This is a genomic window from Bradyrhizobium sp. LjRoot220, from assembly GCF_964252915.1.
Lineage (GTDB): Bacteria > Pseudomonadota > Alphaproteobacteria > Rhizobiales > Xanthobacteraceae > Bradyrhizobium.
Genome location: NZ_CAXUPS020000004.1, coordinates 253,351 through 268,864, shown reverse-complemented (window position 1 = coordinate 268,864; position 15,514 = coordinate 253,351). Strand labels below are relative to the sequence as shown.

17 protein-coding genes are annotated in these 15,514 nt (G+C 62.5%); 16 read left to right on the top strand and 1 reads right to left on the bottom strand.

The features are described from left to right. Positions 1-22: 22 nt before the first annotated feature. A complete protein-coding gene (locus ACSQ84_RS19630) occupies positions 23-223 on the bottom strand; it encodes a hypothetical protein (protein WP_436213361.1) in 201 nt (66 codons plus the stop codon). Positions 224-864: 641 nt separating this feature from the next. Here ACSQ84_RS19630 and ACSQ84_RS19625 point away from each other — a divergent pair. The 16 genes from ACSQ84_RS19625 to ACSQ84_RS19550 are packed head-to-tail and all read left to right on the top strand — an operon-like array spanning position 865 to position 15,450. Next, entirely contained in the window at positions 865-1,230 is a 366-nt protein-coding gene (locus tag ACSQ84_RS19625) for an NADH-quinone oxidoreductase subunit A (RefSeq protein ID WP_213250440.1), read from the top strand. Continuing rightward, positions 1,221-1,817 carry a NuoB/complex I 20 kDa subunit family protein gene (locus ACSQ84_RS19620; protein ID WP_436213360.1) on the top strand — a complete coding sequence of 199 codons (597 nt, stop codon included), beginning with the start codon at positions 1,221-1,223 and terminating at the stop codon, positions 1,815-1,817. Before ACSQ84_RS19625 ends, ACSQ84_RS19620 begins: the two co-directional genes overlap by 10 nt. Before the next feature lie 11 nt (positions 1,818-1,828). Continuing rightward, positions 1,829-2,440, top strand: a complete 612-nt coding sequence (locus ACSQ84_RS19615) for an NADH-quinone oxidoreductase subunit C (RefSeq protein ID WP_436213359.1) — start codon at positions 1,829-1,831, stop codon at positions 2,438-2,440. Between the two features lie 2 nt (positions 2,441-2,442). Next, complete coding sequence (locus ACSQ84_RS19610; RefSeq protein ID WP_436213358.1) at positions 2,443-3,633, top strand: NADH-quinone oxidoreductase subunit D; 1,191 nt, start codon at positions 2,443-2,445, stop codon at positions 3,631-3,633. Next, positions 3,633-4,601 carry an FkbM family methyltransferase gene (locus ACSQ84_RS19605; protein ID WP_436213357.1) on the top strand — a complete coding sequence of 323 codons (969 nt, stop codon included), beginning with the start codon at positions 3,633-3,635 and terminating at the stop codon, positions 4,599-4,601. The genes ACSQ84_RS19610 and ACSQ84_RS19605 overlap by 1 nt, the downstream gene beginning before the upstream one ends. A gap of 3 nt (positions 4,602-4,604) precedes the next feature. Next, positions 4,605-5,216: an NADH-quinone oxidoreductase subunit NuoE gene (gene nuoE / locus ACSQ84_RS19600; protein ID WP_436213356.1), complete on the top strand. Its 612-nt coding sequence runs from the start codon at positions 4,605-4,607 to the stop codon at positions 5,214-5,216. Then, entirely contained in the window at positions 5,213-5,437 is a 225-nt protein-coding gene (locus ACSQ84_RS19595) for a hypothetical protein (RefSeq protein ID WP_436213668.1), read from the top strand. The genes nuoE and ACSQ84_RS19595 overlap by 4 nt, the downstream gene beginning before the upstream one ends. 18 nt (positions 5,438-5,455) lie before the next feature. Further along, the gene (gene nuoF, locus ACSQ84_RS19590) at positions 5,456-6,781 is read left to right on the top strand and encodes an NADH-quinone oxidoreductase subunit NuoF (protein ID WP_436213355.1); all 1,326 of its coding nucleotides are present in this window, start codon (positions 5,456-5,458) and stop codon (positions 6,779-6,781) included. A 5-nt stretch (positions 6,782-6,786) separates the two neighbouring features. Then, positions 6,787-7,278 (top strand): hypothetical protein, encoded by a 492-nt coding sequence (locus ACSQ84_RS19585; protein ID WP_436213354.1) that lies wholly within the window; start codon positions 6,787-6,789, stop codon positions 7,276-7,278. 4 nt (positions 7,279-7,282) lie between these two features. Beyond that, positions 7,283-9,358, top strand: coding sequence for an NADH-quinone oxidoreductase subunit NuoG (nuoG, locus tag ACSQ84_RS19580; protein WP_436213353.1), 2,076 nt, complete (start codon positions 7,283-7,285; stop codon positions 9,356-9,358). A gap of 10 nt (positions 9,359-9,368) precedes the next feature. Next, complete coding sequence (gene nuoH, locus ACSQ84_RS19575) at positions 9,369-10,409, top strand: NADH-quinone oxidoreductase subunit NuoH (protein ID WP_436213352.1); 1,041 nt, start codon at positions 9,369-9,371, stop codon at positions 10,407-10,409. Between the two features lie 13 nt (positions 10,410-10,422). Then, positions 10,423-10,911 (top strand): NADH-quinone oxidoreductase subunit NuoI, encoded by a 489-nt coding sequence (gene nuoI, locus ACSQ84_RS19570; RefSeq protein ID WP_212263767.1) that lies wholly within the window; start codon positions 10,423-10,425, stop codon positions 10,909-10,911. Between the two features lie 9 nt (positions 10,912-10,920). Then, entirely contained in the window at positions 10,921-11,556 is a 636-nt protein-coding gene (locus tag ACSQ84_RS19565; RefSeq protein WP_436213351.1) for an NADH-quinone oxidoreductase subunit J, read from the top strand. Next, a complete protein-coding gene (nuoK, locus tag ACSQ84_RS19560; protein WP_074276494.1) occupies positions 11,553-11,861 on the top strand; it encodes an NADH-quinone oxidoreductase subunit NuoK in 309 nt (102 codons plus the stop codon). The genes ACSQ84_RS19565 and nuoK overlap by 4 nt, the downstream gene beginning before the upstream one ends. 8 nt (positions 11,862-11,869) lie before the next feature. Beyond that, positions 11,870-13,942 carry an NADH-quinone oxidoreductase subunit L gene (gene nuoL / locus ACSQ84_RS19555; protein WP_436213350.1) on the top strand — a complete coding sequence of 691 codons (2,073 nt, stop codon included), beginning with the start codon at positions 11,870-11,872 and terminating at the stop codon, positions 13,940-13,942. After that, entirely contained in the window at positions 13,942-15,450 is a 1,509-nt protein-coding gene (locus ACSQ84_RS19550) for an NADH-quinone oxidoreductase subunit M (RefSeq protein ID WP_436213349.1), read from the top strand. Before nuoL ends, ACSQ84_RS19550 begins: the two co-directional genes overlap by 1 nt. Positions 15,451-15,514 lie beyond the last annotated feature (64 nt).

The following is a 15,514-nucleotide window of genomic DNA, read 5'->3' as shown; positions in this document are numbered from 1 at the left end:
CCGGTGCTGAGAACAAAACCCCTTAGCGGACCGTCGAGCTCTGCGAGCTGGTGATGACCACCGGCTTGCCGGCCTTCATGACCTGGGTCTGGGCTGTCTGGGTGAATTCCGAGTTGGTGCGTGCCGAGATACCGAAAGCAGCCACCGCGATACCAGCCACGAGTGCGACGACCACGATCTTCAGGTGGGTGCTGCGGTCCGCTGAGTGAATTGAGTGGTTCATGTGATGCCTCCGAGGCGTCTATGCGCCATCTGATGGAGAGAGGTGTACGCCCGGTCTGTTTCGGGATGGTTTCGTCGATTCCGGGAAATGGTTTCGTTCGGGCGGTTTTTGGACCGTTTTCGCCGGGTTTTCTGTGATGTAGGGCACACAGGCCGGAACGGCCGTGCCGACACCGCCGGCGCCGGAGCTGGTCCCGGTCACAGGATGATCGCAGAGGCCCGGCGTCCACTCGTGGCGACGGTCTGCGCCATCGCAGAGACGGCCCGAGGCGCCGGCCGACCAGGATGCCGTCACGCCAGCACCGATCGTGGTTCTGAATCTGGCCTCAGCATGCAAGTCGCGGAAGCCAGACCTGCGACGCTGTACCTTCTCCTGGTGATTGGCGCCGCCCAAATGCGCGGCGAACGGGCGGGGATTCGAGCGGGCGGATTGCGCGAGGGACGGCCGCGAAACGCGGGCCAAACGCAGGTTGGGTGGCGGTCGGAATGCGTTGCTTTCCTTAGTTGTCCCCGGCGCGATAGTGCCGGTCAGACCGTAAAAATAGCTTGTCTTGCGCCCTCTGTTGCGCTGCGCTAAGCCACAAGAATAATTCCAATCAGCGAATCTGCGGCAGTCCGAAACCGCAGGAAAAGGTCCGGCCGATGAACGGCATCCTGCAGAATTACCTTCCACTTGTGGTGTTTATCGGGGTGGCAAGCCTGATCGGTCTGGCGCTCCTGATCGCCCCGTTCCTCGTCGCGTTCCAGCAGCCGGATCCGGAAAAACTCTCCGCCTATGAATGCGGATTCAACGCTTTCGACGACGCCCGCATGAAGTTCGACGTCCGCTTCTATCTGGTGGCGATCCTCTTCATCATCTTCGATCTCGAGGTGGCGTTCCTGTTCCCGTGGGCGGTGGCGTTCGGCAAACTCGGCGCCACCGGCTTTTGGTCGATGATGGTGTTCCTCGCGGTCCTCACGGTTGGTTTTGCTTACGAATGGAAGAAAGGCGCGCTCGAATGGGATTGAGCCCCACCGCCGTATCGCACGGGTCTTCGCCGGTGATCGCACCGGCCGCGACCGGCATTATCGATCCCTCCACCGGCAGACCGGTCGGCGCCAATGACCCGTACTTCCTCGAGGTCAACCACGAGCTTTCGGACAAGGGCTTCTTCGTCGCGGCAACCGACGATCTGATCACCTGGGCGCGCACCGGTTCGTTGATGTGGATGACGTTCGGTCTCGCCTGCTGCGCGGTCGAGATGATGCAGGTCTCGATGCCGCGCTACGACGTCGAGCGCTTCGGCTTTGCACCGCGCGCTTCGCCCCGGCAGTCCGACGTCATGATCGTGGCGGGCACGCTGACCAACAAGATGGCGCCGGCGCTGCGCAAGGTCTACGACCAGATGCCGGAGCCGCGCTACGTGATCTCGATGGGCTCGTGCGCCAATGGCGGCGGCTACTATCACTATTCCTACTCGGTCGTGCGCGGTTGCGACCGGATCGTGCCGATCGACATCTACGTGCCCGGCTGCCCGCCGACGGCGGAAGCGCTGCTCTACGGCATATTGCTGCTGCAGAAGAAGATCCGGCGCATCGGCACCATCGAACGCTAAGGTTTCAGGTCATGGACGACGGCAAGCTCGACGCCTTGGGGCAGACGATTGTTAGCGCGCTTCTCGGTGCGGCGCTTGAACATGCGGTCGCGTTCAATCAGCTCACGGTCGCGGTGAAGGCCGAAAAGATCGTCGAGGTCGTCAAATTCCTGCGCGACGATCCCTCGTGCCGTTTCGTCAGCATCATCGATGTTACGGCGGTGGATTATCCCGGCCGCGAAAAGCGCTTCGACGTGATCTATCACTTCCTGTCCCCGACGCTGAACGAGCGCATCCGCGTGCGCGCCGAGGCTGACGAGGCCACGCAAGTGCCTTCGATCATCGAGGAGTTTCCCGGTGCCGACTGGTTCGAGCGCGAGTGTTACGACCTCTATGGCGTAATTTTCACCGGTCATCCGGACATGCGGCGCCTGTTGACTGATTACGGCTTCGACGGCCATCCCCTGCGCAAGGATTTCCCGCTCACCGGCTTCGTCGAGGTGCGCTACGACGACCAGGAGAAGCGGGTGCTGTACGAGCCCGTCCGTCTCAACCAGGAATTCCGCAAGTTCGATTTCCTCTCGCCATGGGAAGGCGCTGACTATCCGCTGCCCGGCGACGAGAAGGCGGAGCCGAAGGCCTGACCATGAACGAGCAAAATCTTCGCAATTTTACGATCAACTTTGGACCGCAACACCCCGCAGCCCATGGCGTGCTTCGCCTTGTGCTCGAGCTCGACGGCGAAGTCGTCGCGCGCGTCGATCCGCACATCGGCTTGCTTCATCGCGGCACCGAAAAGCTGATCGAGCAGAAGACCTATCTGCAGGCGATCCCGTATTTCGACCGGCTCGATTATGTCGCGCCGATGAACCAGGAGCATGCGTTTTGTCTGGCGGCGGAAAAGCTGCTCGGCATCACGGTGCCGCGCCGCGGCCAGTTGATCCGCGTGCTCTATTGCGAGATCGGCCGCATCCTGTCGCATCTGCTCAACGTCACCACGCAGGCGATGGACGTCGGCGCGCTGACCCCGCCGCTGTGGGGTTTTGAAGAGCGCGAGAAGCTGATGGTGTTCTACGAGCGCGCTTCGGGCTCGCGCATGCATGCCGCCTATTTCCGCCTCGGCGGTGTGCATCAGGATTTGCCGCCGAAACTGATCGACGATATCGACGCCTGGTGCGATCCGTTCCTGCAGGTCGTCGCCGACCTCGAAACGCTGCTTACGGGCAACCGCATCTTCAAGCAGCGCAACGTCGATATCGGCGTGGTCAGCCTGAAGCAGGCCTGGGAGTGGGGTTTTTCCGGCGTGATGGTGCGCGGCTCCGGAGCGGCCTGGGATTTGCGCAAGTCGCAGCCTTACGAATGTTATGCCGAAATGGATTTCGACATTCCGATCGGCAAGAACGGCGACTGCTACGACCGCTACTGCATCCGCATGGAAGAGATGCGCCAGTCGGTGCGAATCATGAAGCAGTGCATCGCCAAGCTGCGGGCGCCGGATGGGCAGGGGCCGGTCGTCGTCGAGGACAACAAGATCGCGCCGCCGCGCCGCAGCGAGATGAAGCGTTCGATGGAAGCGCTGATCCATCACTTCAAGCTCTACACCGAAGGCGTCCGCGTGCCGGCGGGCGAAGTCTATGCCGCGGTCGAGGCGCCGAAGGGCGAGTTCGGCGTCTATCTGGTCGCCGACGGCACGAACAAGCCCTACAAGTGCAAGATCCGCGCGCCGGGCTTTGCCCATCTGCAGGCGATGGACTTCATCTGCCGCGGCCATCTGCTCGCCGACGTCTCCGCCATCCTCGGCTCGCTCGACATCGTGTTCGGAGAGGTCGATCGGTGATGGCGCAGCCGCCAATCCAGTTTGACCGGGCTTCGGGTGCGCTTGAAGGCGCGAACCCGTGGGAGCGGCTGGCTGCGGTTGCGCTGACCTTGGGGTCGAAAATATCGTCGAACTTTTCGCACCGCGGGTACAACATGTGCGCCAATCTGTTGCGCCGGACGCTGCCCGAGCGCGACATCGACATCAGGCTCAATTCGGACGCGACCTTCGCGTTTCCCTATGGCGACGGCTACTGGAGCAAGCTGCTCAACCGCTCGTTCGCCTATGAAGACGAACTCGAACTGCTGTTCCGGGAATCCATCGACGTCGACTACACGCTGCTCGATTGCGGCGCCAATTACGGCTACTGGTCGGTGCTGGTGTCGAGCAAGCCGTTCGGCGCGCACAAGGCGATCGCGATCGAGCCGTCGGGCCAGAATTTCCCGAAGCTTGCCAACAACGCGAGACTCAACGGCAACCGCTTTGAAGCGATGAAATGCGCGATCGGCGCGGCGCGCGGCACCGCGCGGCTGTCCGGCACCAAGCATGAAGCGTTCAGCATCGCCGGCGACCAGACCGGCGGCGAGGAAGTGCCGGTCATCGCGCTCGACAATCTGATCGATGACGGCAAGATCGCGATCGGCGGAAAATTTCTGATCAAGCTCGACGTCGAAGGCGTCGAGATCGAAGCCATGAAAGGCGGCGAGCGGCTGCTGCGGGGCGACAGTGTGATCCTGTGCGAGGAGCACGGCAACGATCCCCAGCATACCGTGTCGCGCTATATCCTCGACCAGACTCCGCTGAAGCTGATCGTGTTCGATCCGCGCAGCAATCGCCTTGAAACCGTGACCGACCTTTCCATTCTCGATCGCATCAAGGTTTCAACCCACGTCGGCTACAACGTGTTCGGCACCGCAAGCGCATTCTGGCTCGACCGGATCAACGCGCTCAATGCGAAAGCCGCAGCCCCGCGCGCAATGAGAGACTGAACGATGTCCGTCCGCCGCCTCGCACCAAAGGAACTGCAGCCCGCCAGCTTTACGTTCTCCGACGAGAATCTCGTTTGGGCGAAAAAGCAGATCGAGAAATATCCGCCCGGACGCCAGGCATCGGCGGTGATCGCGATCTTGTGGCGCGTGCAGGAGCAGCATGAGGGCTGGGTTTCGGAAGCCGCGATCCGCGCCGTCGCCGATCTCCTGGATATGCCCTACATCCGCGTGCTGGAGGTGGCGACCTTCTACACCATGTTCCAGCTGCAGCCGGTCGGCAAGAAAGCCCATGTCCAGGTCTGCGGCACTACGCCGTGCCGCCTGCGCGGCGCGGAAGACATCATCAAGGTGTGCCAGAGCCGCATCCATCACGATCCCTTCCATCTGTCCAAGGACGGCAATTTTAGCTGGGAAGAGGTCGAGTGCCTCGGCGCCTGCGTGAACGCGCCTATGGTGCTGATCTGGAAGGATACCTACGAGGACCTGAACAAGGAAAGCTTCGGCAAGGTGCTGGACGGCTTTGCCTCCGGCAACCCGCCGAAGCCGGGCCCGCAGATCGACCGCCAGTTCTCGGCGCCGGTGGGCGGCCCGACGACGCTGAAGGAAACCACATGACGCACGATCGCACCTTGCGGGCGCGCGGGCCGGGGAGGGCCGCTGCGATGAAGGGTTTGAAGACTTGGCAGTTGATGGCCCTTCATGCCGTGGCCGCGGCCACGTTCATTTTTCTGCTGCAGCGCTACGGGCTGAACGCTTCGCTTGAATCCGCCTTGTTGTGGGCGCTGACCTTCGGCGGGTGCGCCGCGGGGCTCGCTTACTCCCAGTCCAAACGTTGATTCCGGGAAGTTTTGATCATGCTCGACGACAAGGATCGCATCTTCAAGAATCTTTACGGCCTGCACGATTGGGGCCTTGAGGGTGCACGCCGCCGCGGCGCCTGGGACGGCACCAAATCGATCATCGACAAGGGCCGCGACTGGATCATCAACGAGATGAAAGCCTCCGGCCTGCGCGGGCGCGGCGGGGCGGGTTTTCCGACCGGGCTGAAATGGTCGTTCATGCCCAAGGAATCCACCGACGGGCGGCCGAGCTATCTCGTCGTCAATGCCGACGAGTCCGAGCCCGGCACCTGCAAGGACCGCGAGATCATGCGGCACGATCCGCATCTGTTGGTCGAAGGCTGTTTGCTCGCGAGCTTCGCGATGAACGCGCATGCCTGCTACATCTATGTGCGCGGCGAGTTCATCCGGGAGCGCGAGCATCTGCAGGCCGCGATCGATCAGGCCTATGACGCCAAGCTGGTCGGCAAGAACAATCTCAATGGCTGGCCGTTCGACATCTATGTCGCGCACGGCGCCGGCGCCTATATCTGCGGCGAAGAGACCGCGCTGCTGGAAAGCCTCGAAGGCAAGAAGGGCCAGCCCCGGCTGAAGCCGCCATTCCCGGCCAATGTCGGCCTCTACGGCTGCCCGACCACCGTCAACAACGTCGAGTCGATCGCGGTGGCGCCCGATATCCTGCGCCGCGGCGCGGCCTGGTTCGCCGCGATCGGCCGGCCCAATAATGTCGGCACCAAACTGTTTTGTATTTCCGGCCATGTCGAGCGGCCCTGCAACGTCGAAGAGGCGATGGGGATTCCGTTCCGCGAACTGATCGATCGCCATTGCGGCGGCATTCGCGGCGGCTGGGACAATCTCAAGGCGGTGATCCCCGGCGGCTCGTCGGTGCGCATGGTGCCGGCCGAACAGATCATCGATACGCCGATGGATTTCGACAGCCTCGGCAAGCTGCGCTCCGGCCTCGGCACCGCCGCGGTGATCGTGATGGACAAATCGACCGATTTGATCCGGGCGATCGCGCGCATCTCCTATTTCTATAAGCACGAGAGCTGCGGCCAGTGCACGCCGTGCCGCGAAGGCACGGGCTGGATGTGGCGGGTGTTGACGCGCATGGCCGACGGCCGCGCCCACAAGCGCGAAATCGACATGCTGCTCGAGGTGACAAAACAGGTAGAAGGCCACACCATCTGCGCGCTGGGCGATGCCGCGGCGTGGCCGATCCAGGGCCTGATCGCGCATTTCCGTCATGAGATCGAGGAACGCATCGACCAGTATTCGCACAAAGCTGATGTTGATGACGCCGGCATTCTCGATCCCGCGCACATGGTCGCGGCGGAGTGATGTCGATGTCGCAAGCCAGCGTTTTCTGGTGGCAGAAATACGGATCGGCAGGCCAGATCGCGCAGGCGGTCGTGGCATTGCTCGGCTTTGTTGCGATTCTGATTCAGATCAACGTGATCGGCAAGAACGCCCACGAAGCGGGCGCGCGGCAGACTTATCAGGCGTATAACGATCTCGAATTCAGGAATCCGCAATACGCCAAACCCGATCTCGATCGCCTCAAGGCGGGACCGGCCACCGACCTGGTCCAGTACGAGACCTTCGTTTCCTATTTCCTGTACGCCTGCGAGGAGACGGTCGGATCGTTCGAGCACAAGCGCGAATGGCAGGCGACCTGCGATTACGACCTGAAGGGGCATCTGCCGTTTCTGTGCGAAAAGATGGCGACCGAGCCGGTGTATCTGACGACCTACAGCGGCGTAACGCAGCGGTGGATCGCTACAGAACTCCAGAAGGCGGGCGTCACCGCTCCGGACTGCAAGTTGAGGAAGACTTGAGCCTATGACCAAACTCATCGTCGATGGCAAAGAGATCGATGTCCCTGCGGAATACACGCTGCTGCAGGCGTGCGAGGCCGCGGGCGCCGAAATTCCGCGCTTCTGCTACCACGAGCGGCTGTCGATCGCGGGCAATTGCCGGATGTGCCTCGTCGAGGTGAAGGGTGGCCCCAAGCCGGTGGCCAGCTGCGCCTGGGGCGTGCGCGATTGCCGTCCGGGTCCCAAGGGCGAGCCGCCGGAAATCTCGACGCGTTCGCCGATGGTGAAGAAGGCGCGCGAAGGCGTGATGGAATTCCTGCTGATCAACCATCCCTTGGATTGCCCGATCTGCGACCAGGGCGGCGAGTGCGACCTGCAGGACCAGGCGATGGGCTACGGCGTCGACACCTCGCGCTTTGCCGAGAACAAACGGGCGGTCGAAGACAAATATCTGGGCGCGCTGGTCAAGACCTCGATGAACCGCTGCATCCAGTGCACGCGTTGCGTGCGCTTCTCCGCCGAAGTCTGCGGCGCGCCGGAAATGGGCGCGACCGGCCGCGGCGAGGACATGGAGATCACGACCTATCTCGAATCGGCGCTGACCTCCGAACTGCAGGGCAATCTCGTCGACATCTGCCCGGTCGGCGCGCTGACCTCGAAGCCGTATGCCTTTGCGGCGCGGCCCTGGGAGCTCGGCAAGACCCAGTCAGTCGACGTGATGGACGGCGTCGGCTCGGCGATCCGGGTCGATACCCGCGGCCGCGAGGTGATGCGGATTCTGCCGCGCATCAACGAGGCCGTGAACGAGGAATGGATTTCCGACAAGACCCGTCACGTCGTCGACGGCCTGCGCACGCAGCGGCTCGACCGGCCCTATATTCGCCAGAATGGCCAGCTCCGCGCCGCGTCATGGGCTGAGGCGTTTGCGGCGATTGCTGCCAAGGCCGGCCGCATCGACGGCAAACGGATCGGGGCGATCGCGGGCGATCTTGCCGCGGTCGAAGAGATGTTCGCGCTGAAGGAGCTGCTTTCGAAGTGCGGCTCGGCCAACCTTGCGGTGCAGGGCGGCGGCGCCTTCGATCCCAGGATTGGCCGCGCGTCCTACATCTTCAATCCGACCATTGCCGGAATCGAGCAGGCCGACGCGCTGCTGATCGTGGGCTCGAACCCGCGCAAGGAAGCCGCCGTCCTCAACGCGCGCATCCGCAAGCGCTGGCGCACGGGCAAGCTCAAGGTCGGCGTGATCGGCGCCAAGGCCGACCTCACCTATGAATACGACTATCTCGGTGCCGGCACGGAGTCGCTGAGCGATGTCGCCTCGGGCAAGCATTCGTTCGCCGAGGTGCTCAAGGGTGCCAAGAACCCGATCGTGCTGGTCGGCGCCGGTGCGCTGGCGCGCCACGACGGCGCGGCCGTGCTGGCGCTCGCGGCCAAGCTTGCGGTGAATTGCGGCGCGCTGAAGGACGGCTGGAACGGCTTTGGCGTGTTGCACGACACGGCTTCGCGCGTGGGCGCGTTCGACATCGGCTTTGCGGCCGGCACAGATAGCTTGAACCTGGCGCAGATGACGACCTTCGGCACGCTCGATGTGCTGTTCCTGCTCGGGGCCGATGACGTCAAGGTGCCGGACGGGACCTTCGTGGTCTATATCGGCACCCATGGCGATCGCGGCGCGCATCGCGCCGACGTCATTTTGCCGGGCGCGGCCTATACCGAAAAATCCGGCATCTACGTCAACACCGAGGGCAGGGCGCAGATGGCCAATCGCGCCGCGTTCCCGCCGGGTGAAGCGCGCGAGGACTGGGCGATCATCCGCGCGCTGTCGGATGTGCTGGGCAAGAAGCTGCCGTATGACTCCTTGCAGGCGCTGCGCCAGGCGCTCTTCAAGGCCGTGCCGCATCTGATGCGCATCGACCAGATCGAGCCCGGCAAGGCCGATGACGTCAAGGTGCTGGCTGGCAAGGGCGGCAGCGTCGACAAGACGCCGTTCAAGACTTCGGTCGAGGATTTCTACCTGACCAACCCGATCGCGCGCGCGTCGGCGGTGATGGCGGAATGTTCCCGCCTGGCGTCCGGGCAAATGCTGACGGCAGCGGAGTGAGCGTGACCTGATGGCTGAATTCTTCGCAAGCGCGTTCTGGACCGGTTTCCTCTGGCCGCTGATCATCATGGTCGCGCAGAGCCTGCTGCTGCTGGTCGTGCTGCTGATCGCGATCGCTTACATCCTGCTCGCCGACCGCAAGATCTGGGCGGCGGTGCAGATCCGCAGGGGTCCCAACGTCGTCGGCCCGTTCGGCCTGCTGCAATCCTTCGCCGACCTTTTGAAGTTCGTGCTGAAGGAGCCGGTGATTCCCTCCGGCTCCAACAAGGGCGTGTTCCTGCTCGCGCCGCTGGTCAGTTGCGTGCTCGCGCTGGCCGCCTGGGCCGTGATCCCGATGGATTTCGGCTGGGTGATCTCCAACATCAATGTCGGCGTGCTCTACATCTTCGCGATCTCGTCGCTGTCGATCTACGGCATCATCATGGCCGGCTGGTCGTCGAACTCGAAATATCCGTTCCTCGCCGCGCTTCGTTCCGCGGCGCAGATGGTGTCCTACGAAGTCTCGATCGGGTTCGTGATCATCACGGTGCTGCTGTGCGTCGGCTCGCTGAACCTGACCGACGTAGTGCAGGCGCAAAACACCAGATTCGGACTGCTCGGCTGGTACTGGCTGCCGCTGTTTCCGATGTTCATCATCTTCTACGTTTCGGCGCTGGCCGAGACCAACCGCCCGCCGTTCGACCTGGTGGAAGCGGAATCCGAACTGGTCGCCGGCTTCATGACCGAATACGGCTCGACGCCGTATCTGCTGTTCATGCTCGGCGAATATGTCGCGATCACCACGATGTGTGCGCTGGCGACGATCATGTTCCTGGGCGGCTGGCTGCCGCCGGTTCCCTATGCACCGTTCACCTGGGTGCCCGGGATCATCTGGTTCGCGCTGAAAGTGTTCTTCATGTTCTTCATGTTCGCGATGGCGAAGGCGATCGTGCCGCGCTACCGCTACGATCAACTGATGCGGCTTGGCTGGAAGGTGTTCCTGCCGCTGTCGCTGGCGATGGTGGTGATCGTCGCCGGGGTCCTCCAATTCGCGGGGCTCGCGCCGAAATGAGGTCGCTATGAGTATCAATATCAACGCAACCGCCCGCTCGCTTCTCCTGACCGAGTTCGTATCGGCGTTCTTCCTCGCCATGCGCTATTTCTTCAAGCCGAAGCCGACGCTGAACTATCCGTTCGAAAAAGGCCCGATCTCACCGCGCTTCCGCGGCGAACATGCGCTGCGCCGCTATCCGAACGGCGAAGAGCGCTGCATCGCCTGCAAGCTGTGCGAGGCGATATGCCCGGCGCAAGCGATCACGATCGAGGCCGGCCCGCGCCGCAACGACGGCACCCGCCGTACCGTGCGTTACGACATCGACATGGTGAAATGCATCTACTGCGGCCTGTGCCAGGAAGCCTGCCCGGTCGATGCCATCGTCGAGGGACCGAATTTCGAATTCGCGACCGAGACCCGCGAGGAACTCTATTATGACAAGGCGAAATTGCTCGCCAATGGCGACCGTTGGGAGCGTGAGATTGCGAAATCGATCGAACTCGACGCGCCGTACCGGTGAGGTGAGGGCATGATCGCCGCGCTGTTCTTTTATCTGTTTGCCGGCGTCTGCGTGGCGTCGGCGGTGATGGTGATTGTCTCGCGCAATCCCGTGCACTCCGTGCTGTATCTGATCCTGGCCTTCGTCAACGCCTCGGGCCTGTTCATCCTGATGGGCGCCGAATTCCTCGGGATGATGCTGATCGTGGTCTATGTCGGCGCGGTCGCGGTGCTGTTCCTGTTCGTGATCATGATGCTCGATGTCGACTTCGTCGAGCTGCGCGAGGGCTTCATGCAGTATTTGCCGATCGGGCTCGTGATCGGCGGCATCTTCGTGTTCGAGCTTCTGCTGGTGGTCGGCGGCTGGGCGATCAATCCGTCCGTGACCAAGAACATCACGGCGGCGATCCCGAACAATATCAGCAACACCGAAGCGCTCGGGCTCGTGCTGTATACGAAGTACATCCACTACTTCCAGCTCGCCGGCATGGTGCTCTTGGTCGCGATGATCGGTGCCATCGTGCTGACGCTGCGCCACAAGGTGATGGTCAAGCGGCAGGACATCAATGTGCAGAATGCGCGGACGCCGGAGCTTGCGATGAGCGTGCGCAAGGTGGCCTCGGGCCAGGGCCTGCAGGACGCGGACGCGGCGGAGTGGGTGAAATGACGATCGGGCTCGGACATTACCTCTCGGTCGGCGCGATCCTGTTCACGCTCGGGATCCTCGGCATCTTCCTCAACCGCAAGAACATCATCGTCATCCTGATGTCGATCGAGCTGATCCTGCTCGCGGTCAACATCAACCTGGTGGCGTTCTCGACCTTCCTCGGCGACATCGTCGGCCAGGTGTTTGCGCTGCTGGTGTTGACGGTGGCGGCTGCGGAAGCGGCGATCGGCCTGGCCGTGCTGGTGGTGTATTACCGCAACCGCGGTTCGATCGCGGTTGAAGACGTTAATTTGATGAAGGGCTAGGCGCAGCTATGGTTCAGGCAATCGTCTTTCTGCCGCTGCTGGGCGCCATTCTGGCCGGCCTGATCGCCATCTTCGGCGCGCATGCGCGCAACCCGAGCGGGGATGAGGTCGAGCACCACGATCATGGTCACGGGCACGACGCCCATGCGGCCGCGGCCCATGACGACCCTGGTCACGACGACCACGGCCACGACGATCATCGCGCGTCCGAGCCGCCGGCCGCCGGCTCGCGCGCGGCCGAACTGATCACGACCGGTCTGCTGATGGTTTCGGCCGCCCTGTCCTGGGTCACGCTGGTCGACGTCGGCTTCATGCACCATGACGCGCGGATCGCGCTGTTTCCCTGGATCAATTCAGGCGATCTGCAGGTGGCGTGGTCGCTGCGCGTCGACACCCTGACCGCGGTCATGCTGGTCGTGGTCAACACCGTCTCGGCGCTCGTGCATCTTTATTCCATCGGCTACATGGACGAGGATCCGCACCGGCCGCGCTTCTTTGCTTATTTGTCGCTGTTCACCTTCGCGATGCTGATGCTGGTGACTTCAGACAATCTGGTCCAGATGTTCTTCGGCTGGGAAGGCGTCGGTCTCGCCAGCTATCTCCTGATCGGCTTCTGGTACCAGAAGCCGTCGGCGAACGCGGCGGCAATCAAGGCCTTCGTGGTCAACCGCGTCGGTGATTTCGGCTTCGCGCTCGGCATCTTCGCCATCTTCATGCTGCTCAAGTCGACCGATTTCGAAACCATCTTCGCCGGCGCGCCGGGGCTGGCAGGCAAGACCATCGACGTGTTCGGTTGGCATGCCGACGCGCTGACGCTGACCTGTTTGCTGCTGTTCATGGGCGCGATGGGCAAGTCCGCCCAGTTCCTGCTGCACACCTGGCTGCCGGATGCGATGGAAGGCCCGACGCCGGTCTCGGCATTGATCCATGCCGCGACCATGGTCACCGCCGGCGTGTTCATGGTGGCACGGCTGTCGCCGCTGTTCGAGCTGGCACCGAACGCCCAGGCCGTCGTGATGTTCTTCGGCGCCACCACCGCGTTCTTTGCGGCGACCATCGGCCTCGTGCAGAACGACATCAAGCGCATCGTCGCCTATTCGACCTGTTCACAGCTCGGCTACATGTTCGTGGCGATGGGGGCAGGGGCCTATTCGGTCGGCATCTTCCATCTGTTCACGCATGCCTTCTTCAAGGCGCTGCTGTTTTTGGGCTCCGGCTCGGTGATCTACGCGATGCATCACGAGCAGGACATCCGCAACATGGGCGGGCTGAAGGACAAGATTCCCTTCACCTATATCGTGATGGTGATCGGCACGCTGGCATTGACCGGCTTCCCGCTCACCGCCGGTTATTTCTCCAAGGACGCGATCATCGAATCCGCCTATGTCTCGCACAACCCGTTCGCGATGTACGGTTTCCTCTTGACGGTGATCGCAGCCGGTCTGACCGCGTTCTATTCGTGGCGGCTGATCTTCAAGACCTTCCATGGCGAGCCGCACGATCAGGCGCATTATGAAGCCGCCCATGAGGCGCCGCTGTGGATGCTGGTGCCGATCGGCGTCCTCGCCGCCGGCTCGATCCTGGCCGGCTTCCCGTTCAAGGAACTGTTCGCCGGGCACGGCGTGGCCGAGTTCTTCCGCGACTCCCTCAAGATGCATCCAGGCATCATCGACGAGATGCACCATGTCCCGGCGATGATCGCCTATCTGCCGACCGTCATGATGGCGGTGGGGGCCTATGTCTCCTACGTCTTCTACGTCAGCCGGCCCTATCTGCCGGTCGAGCTCGCCAACCAGCACCCGGGGCTCTACCACTTCCTGCTCAACAAATGGTACTTCGACGAGCTGTATGACCTGATCTTCGTTCGTCCCGCCAAGTGGATCGGATACACCCTTTGGAAAAAGGGCGATGGCTACGTCATCGACGGCTTCGGCCCCGACGGCGTTTCCGCGCGGGTGCTCGATATCACCCGCAACGTCGTGAAGATCCAGACCGGCTATCTCTATCACTACGCCTTCGCGATGCTGATCGGGGTTGCCGGACTAATCACCTGGTTCATGTTCGGCTTGGGAGGCCAGTGATGACAACCTGGCCCATTCTCTCGGTCATCACCTTCCTGCCGCTGTTCGGCGCGCTGGTGATTTATGTCAGCCGCGGCGACGACGAAGCCGCCCAGCGCAACTCGCGCTGGATCGCGCTGTGGACCACGCTCGTTACCTTTGCGGTCTCGCTGATTCTGGTCTGGCGCTTCGATGCGGCGAACCCGGATTTCCAGTTCGTCGAAAAGGCGTCGTGGCTGGCGAGCGGCATCACCTACCACATGGGTGTCGACGGCATTTCGCTGCCATTCGTGATCCTGACCACCGCCCTGATGCCGTTCTGCATCATCGCGAGCTGGAAATCGATCACGATGCGGGTGCGCGAATACATGATGGCGTTCCTGCTCCTGGAAACGCTGATGATCGGCACGTTTTCGGCGCTCGACCTCGTGCTGTTCTATTTGTTCTTCGAGGGCGGCCTGATCCCGATGTTCCTGATCATCGGCGTCTGGGGCGGCCCGCGCCGGGTCTACGCGTCCTTCAAGTTCTTCCTCTATACGCTGCTTGGCTCGGTCCTGATGCTGCTCGCGATCATGGCGCTGTACTGGAACGCCGGCACGACCGACATTCCGACGCTGATGCAGACCGCCGTGCCGCGGAGCTTGCAGACCTGGGCGTGGCTGGCGTTCTTTGCGTCCTTTGCCGTCAAGATGCCGATGTGGCCGGTGCACACCTGGTTGCCGGACGCGCACGTCGAGGCGCCGACCGCCGGCTCGGTGATCCTGGCTGCGATCCTGCTGAAGATGGGCGGCTACGGCTTCCTGCGCTTCTCGCTGCCGATGTTCCCGCTGGCGTCGCATGATTTCGCCTGGATCATCTTCTCGCTGTCGGCGATCGCGATCATCTACACCTCGCTGGTGGCCTTGATGCAGGAAGACATCAAGAAGCTGATCGCCTATTCGTCGGTGGCGCATATGGGCTTCGTCACCATGGGCATCTTCGCCGGCACCACGCAGGGCGTCGCCGGCGGCGTGTTCCAGATGGTCTCGCACGGCATCGTTTCGGGCGCGCTGTTCCTGTGCGTCGGCATCGTCTACGACCGCATGCACACCCGCGAGATCGCCGCTTACGGCGGCCTCGTAAACCGGATGCCGCTCTATGCGCTGGTGTTCATGGTGTTCACCATGGCCAATGTCGGGCTGCCCGGCACCAGCGGCTTCGTCGGCGAATTCATGACGCTGGTCGGCACCTTCAAGGTCTCGATCCCGACCGCGATCTTCGCCACGTTCGGCGTGATCCTGTCGGCGGGCTACGCGCTCTGGCTCTACCGCAAGGTGGTGTTCGGCCCGCTGACCAAGCCGTCGCTTGCCAGCATCAAGGACCTGACCTTCCGCGAAGGCCTGATGCTGTTCCCGCTGGTGTTCCTCACCATTCTGTTCGGCGTCTACCCGAAGCCGGTGCTCGACATGTCGGCGGCCTCGGTTCAGCAACTCGTCAACAATTACAACACCGCCGTGACTGCCGTGAAGGCAGCCGCGCTGCTGCAGTAACATAGCGTTTTCAAGCGAAGTGGGATCCGGTTCGCATGAAGAAAACGCGTCAAGGATAAGAGAG